The sequence below is a fragment of the Anoxybacillus sp. FSL W8-0104 genome, from assembly GCF_038004465.1.
Classification (GTDB): Bacteria; Bacillota; Bacilli; order Bacillales; family Anoxybacillaceae; genus Anoxybacillus; species Anoxybacillus flavithermus_G.
This window is the reverse complement of record NZ_JBBOQU010000001.1, coordinates 2,366,091-2,387,915: the sequence shown is the minus strand read 5'-3', so window position 1 is coordinate 2,387,915 and position 21,825 is coordinate 2,366,091. Positions and strand designations below refer to the sequence as shown.

Here is a 21,825-nt window from a genome sequence, read left to right as displayed (position 1 = left end):
AGGGGGAAATAATGATGGAAAAAACATTGAAAGTTGCACAAGGCGGTAGCTTTTTAATTGAAGATGTGTCACCAACGCAAGTGTTTACACCAGAAGATTTTACAGACGAACAGAAAATGATTGCGAAAACGACAGAAGAATTTGTCGTGAATGAAGTGTTACCGCAACTTGAACATTTAGAAAATCATGAGTTTGATCGTTCTGTTGCGCTTTTAAAACAAGCAGGTGAACTCGGATTGCTTGGTGCAGATGTGCCTGAAGAATATGGTGGATTAAGTTTAGATAAAATTAGCTCGGCATTAATTGCTGAAAAAATGGCGCGTGCGGGCGGCTTCTCGATTTCACACGGTGCGCACGTCGGGATCGGCTCGCTTCCAATCGTCTTGTTCGGAACAGAGGAGCAAAAACAAAAATATTTACCGGCACTAGCGACAGGTGAGAAAATTGCTGCTTATGCGTTAACAGAGCCAGGCTCTGGCTCAGATGCGCTCGGTGCGAAAACGACAGCCAAACTAAATGCGGAAGGTACGCATTACGTTTTAAATGGGGAAAAACAATGGATTACAAACGCTGGTTTTGCCGACGTATTCGTCGTCTATGCCAAAGTAGACGGTGAGCATTTCACGGCATTTATCGTTGAGCGCGATTTCCCCGGCGTATCGACAGGAGCAGAAGAAAAGAAAATGGGCATTAAAAGCTCATCGACGCGCACATTAATTTTACAAGATGCGCTCGTTCCGAAAGAAAACGTCCTTGGCGAAATCGGCAAAGGCCACATCATCGCCTTTAACATTTTAAACATCGGCCGTTATAAGCTTGGCGTCGGTGCCGTTGGCGGAGCAAAACGTGCCCTAGAAGTGACGATTCAATACGCCAATCAACGTCAACAATTTAAAACACCAATTTCGAAATTTACATTAACACAAGAAAAATTAGCGACGATGGCGTCGAAATTGTATGCGGCAGAAAGCTCCGTTTACCGTACAGTCGGTTTATTTGAAGCGCGCATGGGACAGTTGACAGATGAACAAGCAAAAGACGGAAAAGAAACGGCAAAAGCGATTGCAGAATACGCGATTGAATGCTCTTTAAACAAAGTGTTTGCGACAGAAATGCTTGACTACGTTGTAGATGAAGGTGTACAAATTCATGGCGGTTACGGCTTTATGCAAGAATACGAAATTGAACGCATGTATCGCGATTCACGTATTAACCGTATTTTTGAAGGAACGAACGAAATTAACCGCCTCCTTGTACCAGGAATGTATTTAAGAAAGGCGATGAAAGGTGAATTGCCGCTTTTACAAAAAGCGCAACAATTACAAGAAGAATTAATGATGTTGATGCCGGAAGAAGTTGGCGATGGCGTGCTTGAACAAGAGAAGTACCTTGTCCGCAATGCGAAAAAAATCGCTTTAATGGTCGCGGGACTGGCGGCGCAAAAATTCGGTCCGAAACTTGAAAAAGAGCAAGAAGTGCTTGTGAATATTGCAGACATCGTTAGCAACGTATATGCGATGGAATCTGCGCTTTTACGCACGGAAAAAGCGATTGCCCAATCTGGCGTTGAGAAAAACAAACAAAAAGTATTGTATACACAAATTTTCTGCCAGGAAGCATTTAACGAAATTGAAGCACATGCAAAAGAAACGATCGTCGCTGTCGAACAAGGTGACATGTTGCGTATGATGCTATCAGCATTGCGTAAATTAACACGTCATACGCCAATCAACATCATTGCGAAAAAACGTGAGGCAGCGCAAGCACTAATTGAAGCTGAACGATATGTTGTGTAATAATGGAAGTACCAGACGCATCGTCTGGTACTTTCTGTTTGTTATATTGTGTATAGATGAGGTCAACAACCCAACGACTAAAATCGTGGGCTTGTAAGCCCCATGTTGACCAGACCAAGGCTTGAAACAGAGCCTACGTTATAGATGTCATGACACGGTGGGGTGCTTCTCCAGCCCTACCCCCTGTCGTGCAAGATTAAACAAGCGTGGTGGGTGGCGCTAGTGTCTTGCACATAACAAGCATCTATAACATGGTCGAGGAGAATATGACCTGCGTAAGCAGAGGAAAGGGGAGGACCCTATGGTTTTTGTGTTAGACACAAATAAGTGTCCGCTTGCTCCTTGTCACGAAGCAGTTGCGAGAAAGCTGTTGAAACAAGGGAAGGCGGCGATTTACAAACGATTCCCATTTACCATTATCTTGAAAAAATCAGTGGACGAATCAGAAAATGAAACAACATATCGGCTAAAAATCGACTATGGAAGTAGACATACAGGATTAGCGATTTTGCGAGGACAAGAAGTGGTATGGTTAGGGCAACTTGACCATCGCACAGACATCAAGGAAAGAATAGATAAAAGGCGTGCTTTTCGTCGAGCAAGACGAAATCGAAAAACAAGATACAGAAAACCACGCTTTCTGAACCGCAAGCGAAAGGAGGGATGGTTGCCTCCATCACTAGAGAGTCGTGTGCAAAATATCCAAACATGGGTTAGCCGTCTAAAAAAGTTATGCCCCATTGGACATATATCATACGAAAATGCCAAATTCGACACGCAACTCATGCGAAATCCTGAAATCAGTGGCATTGAGTATCAGCAAGGCACGCTTCAAGGATACGAAGTAAGAGAATACTTGCTTGAAAAGTTTGGACGAAAGTGTTGTTATTGCGGAAAAGAAAACGTTCCACTTGAAGTGGAGCATATTATTCCAAAATCGAGAGGCGGGACAGATCGAATAGATAACCTTTGCCTTGCATGTCGAGATTGCAACCAAAGAAAAGGAAACCAAACAGCAGAAGAGTTCGGCTGTCCACACATTCAAAAACAAGTCAAAGAATCATTAAAAGACACAAGTATCATTAACGCAACAAGATGGAAAGTGTACGAAGTATTAAAGCAGGCAAGATTAGATGTTGAGTGCGGAACAGGTGCACGAACAAAAATGAATCGTATTCGTTTAGGTTTGCCGAAAACACACTATTTTGATGCCTGTTGCGTTGGAGAAAGCACACCAAACCACTTGTACTTCAAAACAAAAGAAGTGTTATTCATCAATGCAAAAGGGCGTGGCAGTCGTTCACGCACAAACCTAGATAGATATGGCTTCCCAAGGGGTTATCTTGCAAGACAAAAGTTCTTCTTTGGCTTCCAAACAGGAGACATGGTTAAGGCTATTGTTCCAAGAGGAAAATACAAAGGCGTGTGGTTTGGTGAAGTGGCATGCAGGAAGACTGGAAATTTCGACATCAAAGGAAAAGACGGTAAACGTATCGCACAAGGAATCAGCTATAAATATATTCAAGTCATTCAGCGATTTGATGGATATACTTACAGAAAGGAGGAAGCGGAACTTGCACAAGGCGCAATTCCTCCCCGTGCCTAAAGGCAGGGGCTTCCTTGCGTGAGTTTCGTGAGAAGATGGTAACATTTTATTGGTATCCAAAGTGCGGCACATGTCGCAAAGCAAAAAAATGGCTAGATGACAACAACATTTCTGTGCAAGCGATACATATTGTTGAGCAGCCTCCGTCAAAAGAGCAGTTGCGGACGTTATATGAAAAAAGTGGGCTTGATTTAAAGAAATTTTTTAATACGAGCGGCATGAAGTATCGTGAACTTGGATTAAAAGACAAATTAAAAACGATGACAGAAGAAGACATGCTGCAATTGTTGTCATCAGACGGGATGTTAATCAAGCGTCCAATCATCACAAATGGCGAGCAAGTTATTGTCGGATTTGACGAACAAAAATATCACGAAATGTTTAAATTATCGTGAAATCATGTTGAAAATCGTGTATGATGAAAAAGAAGATGATATGTTGGAGGGAAAACGATGAGCATTCCAAAAGAGCTACGTTATTCACAAGAACATGAATGGGTGCGTGTCGAAGGAAATACAGTTCGCATTGGGATTACGGACTTTGCCCAGTCAGAACTCGGCGATATCGTATTCGTTGAATTGCCAGAAGTGGGGGCGCAACTGACAGCAAATGAGCCATTTGGTAGCGTGGAGTCAGTGAAAACTGTGTCTGAATTATATGCCCCAATTAGCGGAAAAGTCGTAGCTGTGAACGAAGAGTTAAACGACAACCCAGAGTATGTAAACGAATCACCATATGATAAAGCGTGGATGATCGTCATTGAGCCAAGCGATTTAAGTGAAGTGGACAACCTATTAACGGCAGAACAATACGAACAAATGATTAATCAAGAGTAAAACACACATCACAGGGCACCCTATGACACTGGGGTGTCTTTTTTGTTAAAACAAAAAACAATCGATATTACAAAAGATGTTGTTGGGAAATTTAATGAAAACGGCAACTTTGAGCTGTTTTATGACAACGAATGTGTTGGAGGATTTGTTCAAGAAACGAATAAGTTAAAGTTAAAGCATGGATACCAACAACAAAACAGGCGTATTTTGAAAAGCGTAACAGTTACTGAACATCCAAATATGAAATATGTCGATTGTGACATAGAAGGTGGTTGGTGTTAAGGACAGCGCCATCGCTGTCCTTTTGTATTGAATAAAAGGAGAAAAAGTGTACGATCACGAATATAATATACATAAATGAATGTACAAGGTGATGACGATGGCGATTGTTGAGGTAGAAAAAGTGATTATTGTCGAAGGGCGCTCAGATAAACGAAAAGTCGAAAGCATCATTAGTGAGCCAGTTGAAATTATATGTACAAACGGAACGCTTGGCACCGCCAAACTTGATGAATTAATCGATGCTTTGTACGATAAAGAAGTGTACATTTTAGTCGATTCCGATGAAGCGGGGGAGAAATTACGTCGTCAACTCCGTCGAGAGTTTCCGCATGCTGAGCACTTATATATTGATAAAATGTATCGTGAAGTCGCAGCAGCTCCGAAGCATCATATTGCGGTCGTGTTATTAAGTGCAAATATCGATGTACACGCACAATATTTATAGAAAGTTGTGTCAACAACCCAATGACTAAAGTCATGGGCTTGTAAGCCCCATGTTGACCAGACCAAGGCTTGAAACAGAGCCTACGTTATAGATGTCATGACACGTTCGGGTGCTTCTCCAGCCCGTTCCTCTGTCGTGCAAGGTTAAACAAGCGTGGTGGGTAGCGCTAGTGTCTTGCACATAACAAGCATCTATAACATGGTCGAGGAGAATATGACCTGCTTTATGCAGAGGAAAGGGGAGAACCCTATGGTTTTTGTGTTAGACACAAACAAACGTCCGCTTGCTCCTTGTCACGAAGCAGTTGCAAGAAAGCTGTTGAAACAAGGGAAGGCGGCGATTTACAGGCGATTTCCATTTACCATCATCTTGAAAAAATCAGTAGACGAATCAGAAATTAAAGCAACATATCGGCTAAAAATCGACTATGGAAGCAGGCATACAGGATTAGCGATTTTGCGAGGACAAGAAGTGGTATGGTTAGGGCAACTTGACCATCGCACAGACATCAAGGAAAGAATAGATAAAAGGCGTGCTTTTCGTCGAGCAAGACGAAATCGAAAAACAAGATACAGAAAACCACGCTTTCTGAACCGCAAGCGAAAGGAGGGGTGGTTGCCGTCATCACTAGAGAGTCGTGTGCAAAATATCCAAACATGGGTTAACCGCCTAAAGAAATTATGCCCCATTGGGTATATATCATACGAAAATGCCAAATTCGACACGCAACTCATGCGAAATCCTGAAATCAATGGTGTAGAGTATCAACAAGGCACGCTACAAGGATATGAAGTACGGGAGTATTTGCTTGAAAAGTTTGGGCGGAAGTGTTGTTATTGCGGAAAAGAAAATGTTCCACTTGAAGTGGAGCATATCATTCCAAAATCGAGAGGTGGAACAGACCGAGTGGATAACCTATGTCTTGCCTGTCATGACTGTAATCAGCGCAAAGGAAGTAAGACAGCAGAAGAATTCGGGTATCCGCACATTCAAAAGCAAGTCAAAGAATCATTAAAGGATACAAGTGCTATCAACTCGACAAGATGGAAAGTGTATGAAGTGTTAAAGCAGACAGGATTAGATGTCGAGTGTGGAACAGGTGCACGAACAAAAATGAATCGTATTCGTTTAGACTTGCCGAAAACACATTATTTTGACGCTTGTTGTGTAGGCGAAAGCACAACAAATCACTTATATTTCAAAACAAAAGAAGTGTTATTTATCAAGGCAAAAGGGCGTGGTAGTCGCTCTCGTACAAACCTAGATAGATATGGCTTCCCAAGAGGTTATCTTGCAAGACAAAAATTCTTCTTTGGTTTTCAAACAGGGGACATGGTTAAGGCTGTTGTCCCAAGAGGGAAATATCAAGGCGTTTGGTTTGGCGAAGTCGCATGTAGAAAGACTGGAAGTTTCGATATTAAAGGCAAGGACGGAAAGCGTATCGCACAAGGAATAAATTATAGATATGTCCAAGTCATTCAGCGATTTGACGGATATGCTTATGGAAAGGGGGTGGCGGAACTTGCGTAAGGTGCAATTCCTCCCCGTGCCTAAAGGCAGGGGCTTCCTTGCGTAGGTTTCGTGATCGTTGTGAAAGTTGTCTATATGTACACGCCATTATGTGGAACATGTCAAGTGGCAAGTCGTATGGTTGATGTACTTGAGCAGTTATTGCCATCTGTTACATTTGAACGTCAAGATTTAAACTACGTGCCGGACAAAGCGGTTGAGTGGTGCATCGAAAGCGTTCCGTGTTTACTTATTTTTCAACATGATAAACTTGTACAAAAAATATATGCTTTTCATTCTGTTCCATATTTATACGAAACGTTGCGAAAGCTGGCTGAATAAAGCCAGCTTTCGACATATTTCTTGGGAAATTGACGAGGAAACGAGACATTTGTCGAGCGTTTATAGCAGGAACTACTCGCATTTATATGGAAACAATGGATATTGAGAAATATGGAACGGGGGCGGTTAAATGAACATGTTAGCGCCGATTTTGCCGAGTGATTGTTTATATATTCAACTACAATGGGAGAGTCGAGAAGTATTATTATGCATATCGAAAGAAGGGATTCGTCGCGTAGAAGAGGTAGATGGCGAGCGAGTCATTACGATTCGTGGTTCGGCACAGGCAATTATGTCGCTATTGCAAGGGTCTTTAAAACTACAGCAACAACTGCGATTAAACGAATTGTCCGTCACAGCATCGTTTCGTCACATTTTATTGTTAGAGTCGATCTTTTTCCTTGCCAAGCCGTATGATGTTGTTCGTTGACGAGCAATATGTATCGTGTTAAAATTCTAAATATTCACAAATTATTACATGTGGGGGAGAAACGATGAAATTTGAAACGATTGCTGTGCACGGTGGCTTGCAAACGGATCCAGTAACGAAAGCGCGTGCAGTGCCAATTTATCAATCGAATGCGTATTTGTTTGATAACACAGAGCATGCGGCCAATTTGTTTGCGTTAAAGGAAGCTGGGTACATTTATACGCGCATTCATAATCCGACGGTAACGGTGTTTGAAGAGCGTGTCGCTCAACTTGAAGGGGGCATTGGTGCTTTAGCGGTAGCGAGCGGCATGGCTGCTATTACGATGGCAATATTAAACGTCGCTCAAGCGGGAGATGATATTGTTTCTGCTTCGACGTTATATGGAGGAACGTACAATTTGTTTGCGAATACGTTGCCGAAATACGGCATTACAACACATTTTGTCGATCCGTCTGATCCAGAAAATTTCCGTGCGGCAATTACACCAAAAACGAAAGCGATTTTTGCTGAAACAATTGGCAACCCAAGCCTGCATGTGTTAGACATTGAGGCAGTTGCGGAAATTGCGCATGAAGCAGGCATTCCGTTGATTATTGACAACACGTTTGCGACGCCATACCTTTGCCGGCCAATCGAACACGGAGCGGATATTGTTATTCATTCGGCAACGAAATGGTTGCTTGGTAACGGAACGACGTTAGGTGGTATCATTGTCGATGGTGGAAAATTTGATTGGCATTCGCCGAAGTTTCCAGCGTTTACGGCGCCAGATCCAAGTTACCATAATCTCGTATACGCAGACATCGGTGCGGCGGCGTATATCGTCAAAGCACGCGTGCAGTTGTTACGTGACTTAGGACCGGCGATTAGCCCGTTCAACGCCTTCCAGTTTAATTTAGGGCTGGAGACGTTGCATGTCCGCATGAAAGAGCATATTGCCAATACGAGAAAAATCGTCGAGTATTTGGACAACCATCCAGCAGTTAATTGGGTGTTGTACCCTGAACATGACAATCATCCAGCAAAAGAGCTAGCGAAAAAATATATGCCAAAAGGGGCAGGAGCAGTCGTTGTCTTCGGCATTCAAGGTGGCCGTGAAGCAGGGGCTACGTTAATTAACAACGTTAAGCTTTGGTCGCATGTTGCCAACGTTGGCGATGCAAAAAGTTTAATTATTCATCCTGCAAGTACAACGCATCAACAATTAAGTGGAGAGGACTTAAAAGCATCCGGTGTGACAGAAGATATGATTCGTTTATCGGTCGGAATTGAAAATGTCGATGATTTAATCGAAGACTTAGAACAAGCGATTGAAGCGGCGACAGGGGTACGGTCGATGTATTCGCGGGTGTAAATATGAAAGGTGCTAGTTAGATTTTTCGACTAGCACCTTTCATTTTATGAGTTGTAACCGCAGCGCTTCGGCAACCGCTCCTGTTCGTGACGAAACCCCTAATTTTTCGAAAATAGAAGAAAGGTGACGTTCCACTGTTCGTTTGCTTATCTTTAGCCGTTCGCTAATTTGTACACTCGTTTGATCATCTGCCAACATTTGTAGTATATTGATTTCAATGTTTGTTAAACCATGCTTTGTTGAATACATAGTTTCACTATCCACCAAAAAATATTTTTCTCCTTCGTTGCTGTATCGGATCATATGTGCTAAATGAGTGGAAACTTTTTCTTTTGACAATACGACGGATACACCTGCCTCATGCGCAGATAAGGCGAGCGGTGGATAGTTGCATAGCATAATGACATTTATTGTGGGGTATATTTCCTTCGCATTTTTTATCCAGCCCAATGCTTTTATTATGTGCATGTGCACATTTATCACAATGACATCTGGTACATGTATATGTATGAAAGTATCTAGTGAATCGATACAAGAACAAGAACCGATAACTGTTATATTGCTTTCGTTTTCCAACAATTTTTTCAACCCAAGCAAATAGATAGGGTCAGAATCAATAAGCAATGTACGAATAGCCATGCAATTTCTCCTCCACTTTTTTACTAGATTCTACTTCATTTAATAAACTTTGTCATTTATTTTGAAGAAATTGGCGGATTTTCGCCAAAAAATTGGCGGAAAATACGGATTTTTTTCTTTTCTATTTTTGGTAAAATGAAAATAGCTGATCAGCTATTTTTGGGAGAAGAAGCGGAGGAGTATGAGCAATGTATAAGTTGAAATAAAGAACGTCCGATTTTTATACAATATGTTGTACCTATGGTGAGTAATCAGCTAAATAAAAATTTCTGCTTATATTCATGATACCGATGTTTAACTGGCGCTAATGTACAAGTCTATCTCATTATGGACAAGTAGCGGAGAACTAGCATTACAATTGGACTATGTGAGGAGAGAAAATAATGAAAAGTAAATTTAGAAGGCTTATTTTAGTTGCTACCCTAGCACTAACTGCTACTCTGTTATTAGATGGTTTTTTTGGGTCGTTAATTACTACTGAAGCTAGTACGCTCCCGAAACGAGTATATAAAGAGGGGAATGTAACAATTACAGTTACTCCTGCAGTAGGGAGTTCAATGGCAAAATTAAGCAATTCAAAATCAAAAATTGCTCCACTTGATACGATTGTCCGAGGAAATAAAGAAACAAAAACGGTTCAGAGTATGTATGGTACAGTGACGATGACAGTTACGTACGATCGAAATCTAACGACTAAGACTTCTACTATTACGGGGATTTATTCTTTAGTAAATACAGATTCTTACTTGAAATTAGTTGATAAATGGTATACATCTAGTGTTGCACAAGCTGACTACTATGACTCCTTTCATAAAGTGTACGTAACGATTAGAATTACAAAAGAAGAATGTAATTAAAGGGTCCGTTTGGCATGTAACTATGTATGCCTACAATTGGAAAGTTTAACTTCATTTTTTGAACTGAAGAGGCTGATCTGAAACGCTAATGCGTGCTGGGTCAGTCTTTTGCATTTTAACAAAGCGGTGGGTTGTTCGTAGCCCGACATCCGAAGAGTAGCGATTTCTCATGCTATATATTCCGTTCACTTGATTATGAAGGGGAAATAGTTGAAAAATTTTTATTGACACCGTCCTTCTTTCGATGATATACTCACCTTTGTAATTTAAAATGATCCTCAAACATATTAAAACGTTAACTGAATAAAGCGTTTAAAAGCGCTCTTATCAAGAGAGGTGGAGGGATGTGCCCGATGAAACCCGGCAACCGTCAGCGCTGCTGAAATGGTGCCAATTCACACAAAGCGTTTGCTTTGAGAGATAAGAGACAGAATGGACGATTCGCGCCTTTCTGTTCTCTTGAGCAGAAAGGTTTTTTTCATGGAAGGAAGGTGACAGCAACGTGATCACATTATCGAATGTAACAAAAGTGTACAAAGCAGCAAGTGGACATGTGACCGCTGTTGATCGTGTGAACTTGCATATTGAAGCAGGAGAAATTTTTGGTATTATCGGCTATAGCGGCGCAGGGAAAAGCTCGCTCATTCGGTTATTGAACGGATTAGAAAAGCCGACGAGCGGTGAAGTCATTGTTGATGGGAAAGATATGGGGAAAATTAGCGGGAAGCAGTTACGCCAAGCGCGCCAACAAATCGGTATGATTTTTCAACATTTTAATTTACTTTGGTCGCGAACAGTGCGCGAAAATATTGCTTTTCCGTTAGAAATTGCTGGCGTGCCGAAAGAAGAACGGATGAAGCGCGTCGATGAACTCATTCAGCTCGTCGGTTTGCAAGGGAGAGAAAATGCGTATCCGTCACAACTGAGCGGCGGACAAAAGCAACGCGTTGGTATTGCACGCGCATTAGCGAACAATCCGAAAGTGTTGTTGTGCGATGAAGCAACATCGGCGCTTGATCCGCAAACGACCGACTCAATTTTAGACTTGCTTGTTGACATTAATAAACGTCTTGGTTTAACGATCGTATTAATTACACACGAAATGCATGTTATTCGTAAAATTTGTGATCGTGTAGCGGTCATGGAAAACGGAAAAATTGTCGAGATGGGCGAAGTGCTTCACGTGTTCCGCAAGCCAGAGCAGCCGATTACGAAACGATTTGTTCAGCAAGTCACAGAGCCGGAAGAAACGAAAGAGGCGATGTTGCATCTTCTTGAGCGATATCCAAATGGAAAAGTTGTACAGCTTACATTTGTTGGCGAAGAAGCTGAGCAACCACTCATCACGCACATCATTCGACAATTTGATTTGAACGTGAACATTTTGCAAGGGAAAATTTCGCAAACGCATCACGGTTCATACGGGGTGTTGTTCGTTCATTTAGACGGTGCGAATGACGAGATTGAGCGAGCGCTCGATTTCATTCGCCAGCAAGAAGTTGAAGTGGAGGTGTTGGCGAATGTTCAATGAACTATTTCCGAACGTCGTTTGGGATAAAATATGGGCGGCCACGACGGAAACGTTGTATATGACCGCCGTCTCCGTTGTCGCAACGTTTGTGCTCGGTATTTTACTCGGATTGTTGCTGTTTTTAACGTCTAAGGGAAACATATGGGAAAATCGTTTTATTAACGGTGTGATCGCATCGTTCGTCAACATTTTTCGTTCCATCCCGTTTATTATTTTAATTATTTTGCTCATCCCGTTTACAAAGCTTGTTGTCGGTAAGATTCTTGGGGCAAATGCCGCGTTGCCTGCACTAATTATTGGTGCCGCGCCGTTTTATGCACGCATGGTCGAAATTGCGCTTCGTGAAATTGATAAAGGTGTTATTGAAGCGGCAAAAGCGATGGGGGCGACGACAGCAACAATTATTTGGAAAGTGCTTCTCCCTGAAGCGTTGCCAGCACTTGTATCTGGTATTACAGTTACAGCGATCGCGCTCGTTGGTTATACAGCGATGGCAGGAGTTGTCGGTGCTGGAGGGCTTGGAAACTTAGCGTATTTAGAAGGGTTTCAACGTAACAATAACGACGTCACGTTCGTTGCAACAGTGCTCATTTTAATCATCGTCTTTATCATTCAGTTTATTGGTGACCTTGTCACTTCTAAAATAGATAAACGATAAAAGGGGGAAAAAACAAATGAAAAAATGGTTCTCTTTACTTGTTGCTGCAGTTGTTGTATTAGCGCTCGCTGCTTGCGGAAAAAGCGAAAGTGCCGAAGAAAAGACGAATAAGCTTGTCGTTGGTGCATCAAACGTGCCACATGCCGAAATTTTAGAAAAAGCAAAACCGATTTTAAAAGAAAAGGGTATTGAATTAGAAATTGTTACATTCCAAGATTTCGTATTACCAAACAAAGCATTAGCAGATAAAGAGTTAGATGCAAACTATTTCCAACACATTCCTTATTTAGAAGCACAAATGAAAGAACATGGCTATGACTTTGTAAATGCTGGCGGTATTCATATTGAACCAATCGGTGTATACTCTAAAAAATATAAAAGCCTTGAAGAGCTACCAAACGGTGCAAAAATCATTATGAGTAACTCTGTTGCTGATCACGGTCGTATTTTATCGATGCTTGAAGAAAAAGGACTAATTAAATTAAAAGATGGTGTCGATAAGACGAAAGCAACAATTGATGACATTGTTGAAAATCCGAAAAATTTAGTATTTGAAGCAGATATCGAAGCAGGATTGCTTCCGCAAGTGTATAAAAATGATGAAGGAGATGCGGTATTAATTAACGCAAACTATGCGTTAGATGCCGGATTAGATCCAGCAAAAGATCCGATTGCGGTTGAATCGCCAGAAAACAACCCATACGTGAACATTATCGCGGTTCGTAAAGGTGACGAAAAACGTAAAGAAATTCAAACGCTTGTTGAAGTGTTGCAATCAAAGGAAATTCAAGACTTCATTTTACAAAAATATAACGGTGCTGTTATTCCAGCAACGAAATAAGGATGCCCATTCGGGCGTCCTTTTATATTTTCTCGAAAACGACGCATGATAAAAAGGAAGGAGGAGTACATATGTCGATAGAACAAGGTTTACGCAACACATGCCTCATGTTGGACGAGCGTTTAACGCGTTTACTCACGTGCATTAAAAGGATAGGGCTCTCCTATCCTTTTTTACATACGTGATAAATTAAACCAACTTTAGAAACAGAAAAGTATCAAAATGCTTGCAATAAGGTTGCTAATACTTTTCATCTGTTATAAAATTGTAATGAGAATAAAGTGAGAATTACGTTTCATGAACATAAGCGAAACTGGAGGTATTTTTTTATGGCAACATTAACGATTAAAGATCTTCACGTTGCAATTGATGGAAAAGAAATTTTAAAAGGGGTTAACCTTGAAATTAAAGGTGGCGAGTTCCATGCGATCATGGGGCCGAACGGAACAGGGAAATCGACGTTATCCGCTGCCATTATGGGGCATCCAAAATATGAAGTAACAAAAGGAAGCATTACATTAGATGGGCAAGATGTATTAGAAATGGAAGTAGATGAGCGCGCTCGTGCTGGGCTATTTTTAGCGATGCAATATCCGAGCGAAATTAGCGGTGTAACAAATGCGGATTTCCTTCGTTCTGCTATTAACGCACGTCGTGGAGAAGGAAACGAAATTTCATTAATGAAATTCATTCGCCAATTAGACGAAAAAATGGCGTTTTTAGAAATGAATCCAGATATGGCGCATCGTTATTTAAACGAAGGATTTTCAGGTGGAGAGAAAAAGAGAAACGAAATTTTACAATTAATGATGTTACAACCGAAAATTGCTATTTTAGATGAAATTGACTCAGGCCTTGACATTGACGCATTAAAAGTTGTTGCAAAAGGTGTAAACGAAATGCGTAATAGCGACTTTGGCTGTTTAATCATTACGCACTATCAGCGTTTATTAAACTACATTACGCCAGATTACGTGCATGTTATGATGCAAGGACGCATCGTGAAATCTGGTGGTCCAGAATTAGCACAACGTCTTGAAGCTGAAGGATACGACTGGATTAAAAAAGAATTAGGCATTGAAGATGAAGTCGTTGAGCAAGAAGCGTAAGCGTTAGGAGGATTTATGATGATCGAGACGAAACTACCATTCGACCAACAGTATGTGCGCTCTTTTTCTGAAGGGCGTGGAGAACCGGACTGGCTTTTAAACGTTCGCTTACAAGCTCTTGCGCAAGCGGAACAACTTCCTTTACCGAAGCCAGATAAAACAAAAATTGATCGTTGGAACTTTACACAATTTTCTACTCATCTCGTTGAAAGCGCACCGCTTTCGTCGTTAGAAGAGTTGCCAGAAGAAGTGAAAGTGCTTATTGATATCGATGAGGAACAAAAAAATGTATATGTGCAACGCGATCATACATGTGCATACGTATCGCTTGCAGATGAACTAAAAGAAAAAGGTGTTATTTTCACCGACTTAGCGACAGCTGTCCGCGAACATGGTGAGCTTGTGCAAAAATATTTTATGGACGGCGTCAAAGTAAATGAACATCGTCTGACAGCGCTTCATGCAGCGCTTGTGAACGGCGGGGTGTTTGTATACGTACCAAAGCATGTCCAAGTCGATGTGCCATTGCAAGCGGTATATGTACATGAAAAAGCGGAAGCGTTATTTAACCATGTCATTATCGTTGCGGACGTCGGTAGCAAAGTGACGTATGTTGAAAACTATATTTCAACACGTGAACGTTCCGAAGCGATCGTGAACATCATTGCTGAAGTGTTTGCATTAGACGATGCGCAAGTATTTTTTGGCGCTGTGGACAGTTTAGCTAAAGGAACGACGACATATGTGAACCGTCGTGGAATTACAGGCCGCCATGCGCGCATTGAATGGGCGCTCGGTTTAATGAACGACGGAAATACAATTTCAGAAAACATTACGCGCTTGATCGGCGATGGGTCTTTTGGTGATACAAAGACAGTTGTTGTGAGTCGCGGTGAGCAAGTCCAAAACTTTACGACAAGTGTTATTCATTACGGCAAGCATACGGAAGGATACATTTTAAAACATGGCGTAGTCAAAGATGAAGCGACATCCATTTTTAACGGGATTGGTAAAATTGAGCACGGGGCATCAAAATCAAACGCAGAGCAAGAGTCGCGTGTGCTTATGTTAAGCCCGAAAGCGCGCGGCGATGCAAACCCGATTTTGTTAATTGATGAAGATGATGTGACAGCAGGCCATGCGGCATCGGTCGGCCGTGTCGATCCGACGCAACTATATTATTTAATGAGCCGCGGTATTCCGAAAACGGAAGCGGAACGATTAATTATTCATGGCTTTTTAGCACCAGTCGTCAATGAAATTCCGATTGAGCGTGTGAAAAAACAATTAATTGAAGTGATCGAAAGGAAAGTTAAATGATGAACGTAAAAGAACTTCGTCAACTATTCCCGATTTTAGATCAACAAGTAAACGGCAAACCGCTCGTTTATTTAGACAGTGCAGCAACGTCGCAAAAACCGTTGCCGGTCATTGAGGCGATTGACAATTATTATCGACAATATAATTCAAACGTTCATCGTGGCGTGCATACGCTCGGGACGAAGGCAACTGACGCATATGAAGGGGCGCGTGAAAAAGTGCGCCGCTTCATCGGTGCCGCTTCGACGGAAGAAATTATTTTTACGCGCGGGACGACAACGGCCATTAACTTAGTGGCGGCAAGTTACGGTCGCGCAAACGTGCGCGAAGGCGATGAAATCGTTATTACGTATATGGAGCATCATAGCAATATCATCCCATGGCAACAAGTTGCTAAACAAACAGGGGCAACGTTAAAATACATTCCGCTTCAACCAGACGGCACGATCCGGTTAGAAGATGTGGAACAAACAGTCACGCCAAACACGAAAATTGTTGCGATCATGTACGTATCGAACGTCCTAGGTACGATCAATCCTGTAAAAGAAATTGCGCAAATTGCCCATAAGAACGGTGCCGTCGTTGTTGTTGACGGGGCACAAAGCACGCCGCATATGAAAGTAGATGTGCAAGATATTGACTGCGATTTTTATGCGTTTTCGGGACATAAAATGTGCGGGCCGACAGGTATCGGTGTGTTATATGGCAAAAAACATTTGCTTGAGCAAATGGAGCCTGTTGAATTTGGTGGCGAAATGATTGATTTTGTTGGGTTGTACGAGTCAACGTGGAAAGAGCTTCCGTGGAAATTTGAGGGTGGTACACCAATTATCGCAGGAGCGATTGGCTTAGGAGCGGCGATTGATTTTCTTGAGCAAGTCGGGTTAGATCATATCGCTGAGCATGAACATCGTTTAGCGCAATATGCGCTCGAACAGCTTGCGACGATTGACGGATTGACGATTTACGGCCCGAAAGCGCGCGCAGGGCTTGTGACATTTAATATTGACGGTGTGCATCCGCACGATGTTGCGACCGTCTTAGATGCGGAAGGTATTGCTGTTCGTGCTGGTCACCATTGTGCGCAACCACTTATGAAGTGGTTAAACGTGACGGCAACTGCACGTGCAAGCTTTTATTTATACAATACCGAAGAAGAAATTGATGCACTCGTTTCAGCATTAAAGAAAACGAAGGAGTATTTCAGCTATGTCTTTTAATAGCCATTTAGATACGTTGTATCGACAAGTTATTATGGATCATTATAAAAACCCGAGAAATCGTGGTGTGTTAGAAGGGGAGCACGTCGATATAAACATGAACAACCCGACGTGTGGTGATCGCATTCACTTAACATTAAAAGTAGAAGATAGGAAAATTGTCGATGCGAAGTTTGAAGGAGAAGGTTGTTCTATTTCGATGTCCTCTGCATCGATGATGACAGAGGCGATCAAGGGAAAAACAATTGAAGAAGCGCTTAAGCTATCAACGATTTTTTCAGACATGATGCAAGGAAAAGATTATGACGACTCAATTGATTTAGGCGATATTGAAGCACTTCAAGGCGTATCAAAATTCCCTGCCCGCATTAAATGCGCTACATTAGCGTGGAAAGCGATGGAAAAAGGATTGCATGAGCAACAAGGCTAGTCATAAAAAAGGAGGCGAAAGAGATGGCGAAAAAAATGCCAGAAATCGGTGAATATAAGTACGGTTTCGCCGATAAAGACGTATCTGTATTCCGTGCTGAGCGCGGCTTAACGCGCGAAATTGTAGAAGAAATTTCGCGAATGAAAAATGAACCAAAGTGGATGCTCGACTTCCGCTTAAAAGCGTTAGACATTTTTTACAGCATGCCGATGCCACAATGGGGCGGCGATTTATCAAGTTTAGATTTCGATGAAATTACTTATTACGTCAAACCATCGGAAAAATCCGGTCGTTCTTGGGATGAGGTGCCGGAAGAAATTAAAGCAACGTTCGATAAGCTCGGTATTCCAGAAGCAGAACAAAAATATTTAGCTGGGGTATCGGCGCAATACGAGTCGGAAGTTGTATACCATAACATGAAAGAAGATCTAGAGAAATTAGGGGTCATTTTTAAAGATACAGACTCGGCGTTAAAAGAAAATGAAGATTTATTTCGCCAGCATTGGGCAAAAGTTGTTCCGCCGACAGATAATAAATTTGCAGCGCTCAACTCCGCTGTTTGGTCTGGTGGTTCATTCATTTACGTACCAAAAGGTGTAAAAGTTGATACGCCGTTGCAAGCGTATTTCCGAATTAACTCGGAAAATATGGGCCAATTTGAGCGGACGTTAATTATCGTCGACGAAGGGGCACACGTTCATTACGTTGAAGGCTGTACGGCGCCTGTCTATACGACAAACTCGCTTCATAGCGCCGTCGTTGAAATTATCGTGAAAAAGGGCGCGTATTGCCGTTATACAACGATTCAAAACTGGGCAAACAACGTCTTCAACCTCGTGACAAAACGTGCAGTTTGCGAAGAAAATGCGACGATGGAATGGATCGATGGAAATATCGGTTCAAAATTAACGATGAAATACCCAGCTGTCATTTTAAAAGGAGAAGGCGCGCGTGGCTTGACGCTTTCGATTGCGATTGCTGGCAAAGGGCAACATCAAGATGCTGGCGCGAAAATGATTCATTTAGCGCCAAATACGTCATCAACGATCGTCTCAAAATCGATTTCGAAACAAGGTGGAAAAGTCACATATCGCGGTATCGTTCATTTCGGACGGAAAGCGGACGGTTCTCGTTCAAATATTGAGTGTGACACGCTCATTATGGATAATCAATCGACATCTGATACGATTCCATACAACGAAATTTTAAACGACAACATTTCGCTTGAGCATGAAGCAAAAGTGTCGAAAGTATCAGAAGAACAACTATTTTATTTAATGAGCCGCGGCATCTCTGAACAAGAAGCGACAGAAATGATCGTTATGGGCTTTATTGAGCCGTTTACGAGAGAATTGCCGATGGAATACGCCGTTGAAATGAACCGACTCATTAAGTTTGAAATGGAAGGTAGTATTGGGTAATAAACGAGCTGATGATCTGCGTGATGCAGGTCATCGGCTTTTTTTGTATGTTATGGTAAGATAAATGTAGGTGATGAATATGATTTATGTCGGATTAACGGGATGGGGCGACCACGATCGTCTATATCCGTCACGTCTTGCCGCAAAAGATAAGTTAACAGCATATGCGGCCCATTTTCCAACTGTCGAGGTCGATGCGTATTTTTATGCGATTCAGCCGCGTCAAAACGTTGAAAAATGGACGATGGAAACGCCGGAATGTTTTCAATTTATCGTTAAAGCGTATCAAGGGATGACGGGTCATCAACGTGGAGATATTCCGTATGCGAGCAAAGAGGAGATGTTTACAGCATTTTTGCAATCCATTGAGCCGTTTCAGCAAGCAAATAAGCTTGCGATGGTGTTGTTTCAATTTCCACCGTGGTTTGACTGCCAAAAAAAGCATGTCCATTATTTACGTTGGTGTCGGGAACGAATGGGGAATGTTCCTGTGGCACTTGAATTTCGTCATCAATCTTGGTTTTCCCCTCCGTTTTACGAAAAGACGTTGCGTTTTATGGAAGAAGAGCGCTGGATCCATAGCATTTGCGATGAACCGCAAGCGGGGGAAGGATCGGTACCGACTGTTTTGCATCCAACAGATCCAAATAAAACGCTCATTCGTCTACACGGACGCAACGTAGCTGGTTGGAATAAACGAGATGACGAAAATTGGCGTGCCGTTCGTTATTTATATCGATACAACGAGCAAGAGTTACAAGAATGGGTAAAACATATTCGTCTGTTACAAACGAAATGTGAACATATTTACGTGTTGTTTAACAACAATTCGGGCGGTGATGCCGCCCATAATGCAAAACAGCTCTTGCAGATGTTAAGTATTGAGTATACGGACTTAGCGCCACGGCAATTAGATTTGTTTTCGTAATGGGGGATGAAAATGGAATATATACTCCTTTTAGTGGTCGGTTTTTTAGCAGGAACGATCGGCAGTCTTGTCGGTTTAGGGGGAGGGGTCATTATCGTTCCCGCGCTTCTTTTTTTAAGCACCGCACATGTATTGCCAGCGATTTCACCACAAATGGCGGTTGGTACATCGCTTGTCGTCATTATTTTTAATGGATTGTCGTCGACTTTAACATATATGAAGCATAAAATGGTGGACTATAAAAGCGGCTTGTTTTTTTTCATCGGTAGTGGACCGGGGGCAATGCTTGGTGCATGGGTAAATCAACATGTGCATATGCAACATTTTTCGCTTTACTTTGGACTGTTTTTAATTGCTGTTTCATTTTTGCTTATGTTTCAATCGCGTTTTTCACCGCGTGCAACACGAACGTTTCCTATTATGCGCACATATGTCACGAACGAAGGAGAGGAAGTGACATATGGCTATAATCCGTTCATCGCTACGCTCATTGCGTTTATTGTTGGCTTTGTCGGCGGGTTTTTTGGCATTGGTGGCGGTTCGCTCATGGTGCCTGCGATGATGTTATTGTTTTTGTTTCCTCCCCACGTAGCCGTTGCTACATCGATGTTTATCGTTTTTTTATCATCCATTGTTAGTTCACTAACTCATGTGTTTATAGGAAATGTTGCATGGGCGTTTGCGCTTTCGCTTATTCCGGGCGTATGGGTCGGTGCAAAATGTGGCGCATGGCTTAATCGGAGACTAAAAGGAAAAACAGTTGTGACGCTATTGCGGATCGTACTCATTTTACTTGGGGTTCGTTTAATCGTGCAAGGACTTGGCTGGTAAAGGGAAAGGTGTGTTGCAAACATTGAAAGAGACGATACATATTTATCATACAAACGATGTGCATAGCCATTTTGAACATTGGCCAAAAGTAGTGCATTATTTACGAAAAAAAAGAAGCGAGCATAAAAAACAAAATGAACATATGGTTTTGCTCGATATTGGTGACTTTATTGATCGATTTCATCCATTGACAGAAGCGTCGGATGGAAAAGCTAATATCACCCTTTTAAACGATGCAGCATACGATGCGGTCACAATTGGAAATAATGAAGGAATTACACTGAGTCATAAACAGCTCGATACGTTATATGCACATGCTAAATTCCCTGTGATTGTTGCGAACGTTTTTTATGAAAACGGAGAGCGCCCACATTGGATGAAGCCGTATGTTATCATGACGTTCGGGTGTGTTCGCGTGGCGTTCATTGGGGTGACCGTTCCGTTTCAGACGTTTTATGAGCTGCTTGGATGGCGTGTTGCGGATCCATTTGAGACGGTCGCTCAGCTTGTGGAAGAGCTTTCGGAAAAAGTGGATGCGATCGTTTTATTATCTCACTTAGGCGTAAATGATGACGAAAAAATGGCAGAAATGTTCCCACAATTGACAGCGATTTTAGGTGGTCATACCCATCATGTATTTGAGCAAGGAAAATGGGTGAATGAAACGTTGCTCTGTGGAGCGGGGAAATTCGGTCATTATGTTGGGCATGTCACGTTGACGATCGATCAAAAAAGTCGAAAAGTAGATATGAAGGCGCATGTACAACATACGGAAGCGTTAGAATATGAATGCGAAGAAACAAAACAAAAATTAAATGATATGATTGCACAATCTGCTCGTGCGTTGGCTCAGCCGATTGTACAATTGCCAGAGACGCTACATATTGATTGGTTTGCCCCGTCTCCATTGGCAACCATTCTTGCGCAAGCGTTAAATGAATGGTGTGAGGGCGATGTAGCGATGGTGAATGCCGGGGTGCTACTGTCTTCTCTCGAAAAAGGTGTTGTGACGAAAGGAGACATTCACCGCATTTGTCCACATCCGATTAATCCATGCAAAGTATATTTGCGAGGGAGCGAGTTAAAAGAAGTCATTTTACAAGCGGAAACTGAACAAATGAAACAGTTACGTCTGAAAGGATTTGGATTTCGTGGAGAAGTAATGGGACAAATGGTGTATGACCGCATTACTGTTGAAAAAGAACAACTGATAGATGGTCAAGCACATGTGCGCCGCATTTTTATTCATGATCAGCCAATCGATGAGCAAAAAACGTATGCGGTGGCGACAATTGATATGTTTACGTTCGGACATTTATATCCAGAAATATATCGGGCGAAAAAACAATATTATATGCCAGAAATGTTGCGTGATGTGCTTGCGTGGAAGCTAAAAAACATGTATCAATCGTAGGCACCCTTCGTTCCTTTATTCAT

The 21,825-nt window shown here is 42.0% G+C and carries 23 protein-coding genes and 1 riboswitch; of the genes, 22 read left to right on the top strand and 1 reads right to left on the bottom strand.

What is annotated here, in order from left to right:
- Positions 1–14: 14 nt before the first annotated feature.
- The 10 genes from NST18_RS12645 (at position 15) to NST18_RS12600 (ending at position 8,603) form a co-directional block, all read left to right on the top strand.
- On the top strand, positions 15–1,796 hold the full coding sequence (locus NST18_RS12645) for an acyl-CoA dehydrogenase family protein (protein WP_004892449.1): 1,782 nt from the start codon (positions 15–17) through the stop codon (positions 1,794–1,796).
- 301 nt (positions 1,797–2,097) lie between these two features.
- A complete protein-coding gene (gene iscB / locus NST18_RS12640) occupies positions 2,098–3,402 on the top strand; it encodes an RNA-guided endonuclease IscB (RefSeq protein WP_088223486.1) in 1,305 nt (434 codons plus the stop codon).
- 35 nt (positions 3,403–3,437) lie between these two features.
- A complete protein-coding gene (locus NST18_RS12635; protein ID WP_004892444.1) occupies positions 3,438–3,797 on the top strand; it encodes an arsenate reductase family protein in 360 nt (119 codons plus the stop codon).
- A gap of 57 nt (positions 3,798–3,854) precedes the next feature.
- Complete coding sequence (gene gcvH, locus NST18_RS12630; protein ID WP_004892441.1) at positions 3,855–4,238, top strand: glycine cleavage system protein GcvH; 384 nt, start codon at positions 3,855–3,857, stop codon at positions 4,236–4,238.
- 33 nt (positions 4,239–4,271) lie between these two features.
- Positions 4,272–4,520 carry a YusG family protein gene (locus tag NST18_RS12625; protein WP_004892436.1) on the top strand — a complete coding sequence of 83 codons (249 nt, stop codon included), beginning with the start codon at positions 4,272–4,274 and terminating at the stop codon, positions 4,518–4,520.
- Positions 4,521–4,617: 97 nt separating this feature from the next.
- Positions 4,618–4,965: a toprim domain-containing protein gene (locus tag NST18_RS12620; RefSeq protein WP_004892434.1), complete on the top strand. Its 348-nt coding sequence runs from the start codon at positions 4,618–4,620 to the stop codon at positions 4,963–4,965.
- Positions 4,966–5,214: 249 nt separating this feature from the next.
- Complete coding sequence (iscB, locus tag NST18_RS12615; RefSeq protein WP_088223485.1) at positions 5,215–6,495, top strand: RNA-guided endonuclease IscB; 1,281 nt, start codon at positions 5,215–5,217, stop codon at positions 6,493–6,495.
- Between the two features lie 51 nt (positions 6,496–6,546).
- The gene (locus NST18_RS12610; protein WP_004892431.1) at positions 6,547–6,816 is read left to right on the top strand and encodes a thioredoxin family protein; all 270 of its coding nucleotides are present in this window, start codon (positions 6,547–6,549) and stop codon (positions 6,814–6,816) included.
- Between the two features lie 130 nt (positions 6,817–6,946).
- Positions 6,947–7,246, top strand: a complete 300-nt coding sequence (locus NST18_RS12605; protein WP_004892428.1) for a hypothetical protein — start codon at positions 6,947–6,949, stop codon at positions 7,244–7,246.
- Positions 7,247–7,310: 64 nt separating this feature from the next.
- Entirely contained in the window at positions 7,311–8,603 is a 1,293-nt protein-coding gene (locus NST18_RS12600; RefSeq protein ID WP_004892425.1) for an O-acetylhomoserine aminocarboxypropyltransferase/cysteine synthase family protein, read from the top strand.
- 39 nt (positions 8,604–8,642) lie between these two features.
- Here NST18_RS12600 and NST18_RS12595 read toward each other — a convergent pair whose 3' ends face one another.
- The gene (locus NST18_RS12595; protein WP_004892423.1) at positions 8,643–9,242 is read right to left on the bottom strand and encodes a response regulator transcription factor; all 600 of its coding nucleotides are present in this window, start codon (positions 9,240–9,242) and stop codon (positions 8,643–8,645) included.
- A 383-nt stretch (positions 9,243–9,625) separates the two neighbouring features.
- Between NST18_RS12595 and NST18_RS12590 the strand changes: the two genes are divergently transcribed.
- The 12 genes from NST18_RS12590 to NST18_RS12535 all read left to right on the top strand — a co-directional run bounded on the left by NST18_RS12590 (position 9,626) and on the right by NST18_RS12535 (position 21,802).
- Entirely contained in the window at positions 9,626–10,099 is a 474-nt protein-coding gene (locus tag NST18_RS12590; protein WP_004892420.1) for a hypothetical protein, read from the top strand.
- Between the two features lie 321 nt (positions 10,100–10,420).
- Positions 10,421–10,526, top strand: a riboswitch (SAM riboswitch).
- A 75-nt stretch (positions 10,527–10,601) separates the two neighbouring features.
- Positions 10,602–11,630, top strand: a complete 1,029-nt coding sequence (locus NST18_RS12585; protein ID WP_004892418.1) for a methionine ABC transporter ATP-binding protein — start codon at positions 10,602–10,604, stop codon at positions 11,628–11,630.
- Entirely contained in the window at positions 11,620–12,288 is a 669-nt protein-coding gene (locus tag NST18_RS12580) for a methionine ABC transporter permease (RefSeq protein WP_004892414.1), read from the top strand. Before NST18_RS12585 ends, NST18_RS12580 begins: the two co-directional genes overlap by 11 nt.
- A gap of 16 nt (positions 12,289–12,304) precedes the next feature.
- On the top strand, positions 12,305–13,129 hold the full coding sequence (locus NST18_RS12575) for a MetQ/NlpA family ABC transporter substrate-binding protein (protein WP_004892412.1): 825 nt from the start codon (positions 12,305–12,307) through the stop codon (positions 13,127–13,129).
- 329 nt (positions 13,130–13,458) lie between these two features.
- A complete protein-coding gene (gene sufC, locus NST18_RS12570; RefSeq protein ID WP_004892408.1) occupies positions 13,459–14,238 on the top strand; it encodes a Fe-S cluster assembly ATPase SufC in 780 nt (259 codons plus the stop codon).
- A 15-nt stretch (positions 14,239–14,253) separates the two neighbouring features.
- Positions 14,254–15,558, top strand: coding sequence for a Fe-S cluster assembly protein SufD (gene sufD, locus NST18_RS12565; RefSeq protein ID WP_004892407.1), 1,305 nt, complete (start codon positions 14,254–14,256; stop codon positions 15,556–15,558).
- Positions 15,558–16,778, top strand: coding sequence for a cysteine desulfurase (locus tag NST18_RS12560; protein ID WP_004892404.1), 1,221 nt, complete (start codon positions 15,558–15,560; stop codon positions 16,776–16,778). Before sufD ends, NST18_RS12560 begins: the two co-directional genes overlap by 1 nt.
- Positions 16,768–17,208 (top strand): Fe-S cluster assembly sulfur transfer protein SufU, encoded by a 441-nt coding sequence (sufU, locus tag NST18_RS12555; RefSeq protein ID WP_004892402.1) that lies wholly within the window; start codon positions 16,768–16,770, stop codon positions 17,206–17,208. The genes NST18_RS12560 and sufU overlap by 11 nt, the downstream gene beginning before the upstream one ends.
- Positions 17,209–17,231: 23 nt before the next feature.
- Positions 17,232–18,629 (top strand): Fe-S cluster assembly protein SufB, encoded by a 1,398-nt coding sequence (gene sufB / locus NST18_RS12550; RefSeq protein WP_004892400.1) that lies wholly within the window; start codon positions 17,232–17,234, stop codon positions 18,627–18,629.
- 79 nt (positions 18,630–18,708) lie between these two features.
- Positions 18,709–19,557, top strand: coding sequence for a DUF72 domain-containing protein (locus NST18_RS12545; protein ID WP_035018916.1), 849 nt, complete (start codon positions 18,709–18,711; stop codon positions 19,555–19,557).
- Positions 19,558–19,569: 12 nt separating this feature from the next.
- Complete coding sequence (locus tag NST18_RS12540; RefSeq protein WP_004892397.1) at positions 19,570–20,388, top strand: sulfite exporter TauE/SafE family protein; 819 nt, start codon at positions 19,570–19,572, stop codon at positions 20,386–20,388.
- Between the two features lie 22 nt (positions 20,389–20,410).
- A complete protein-coding gene (locus NST18_RS12535; protein ID WP_035019272.1) occupies positions 20,411–21,802 on the top strand; it encodes a bifunctional metallophosphatase/5'-nucleotidase in 1,392 nt (463 codons plus the stop codon).
- Positions 21,803–21,825 lie beyond the last annotated feature (23 nt).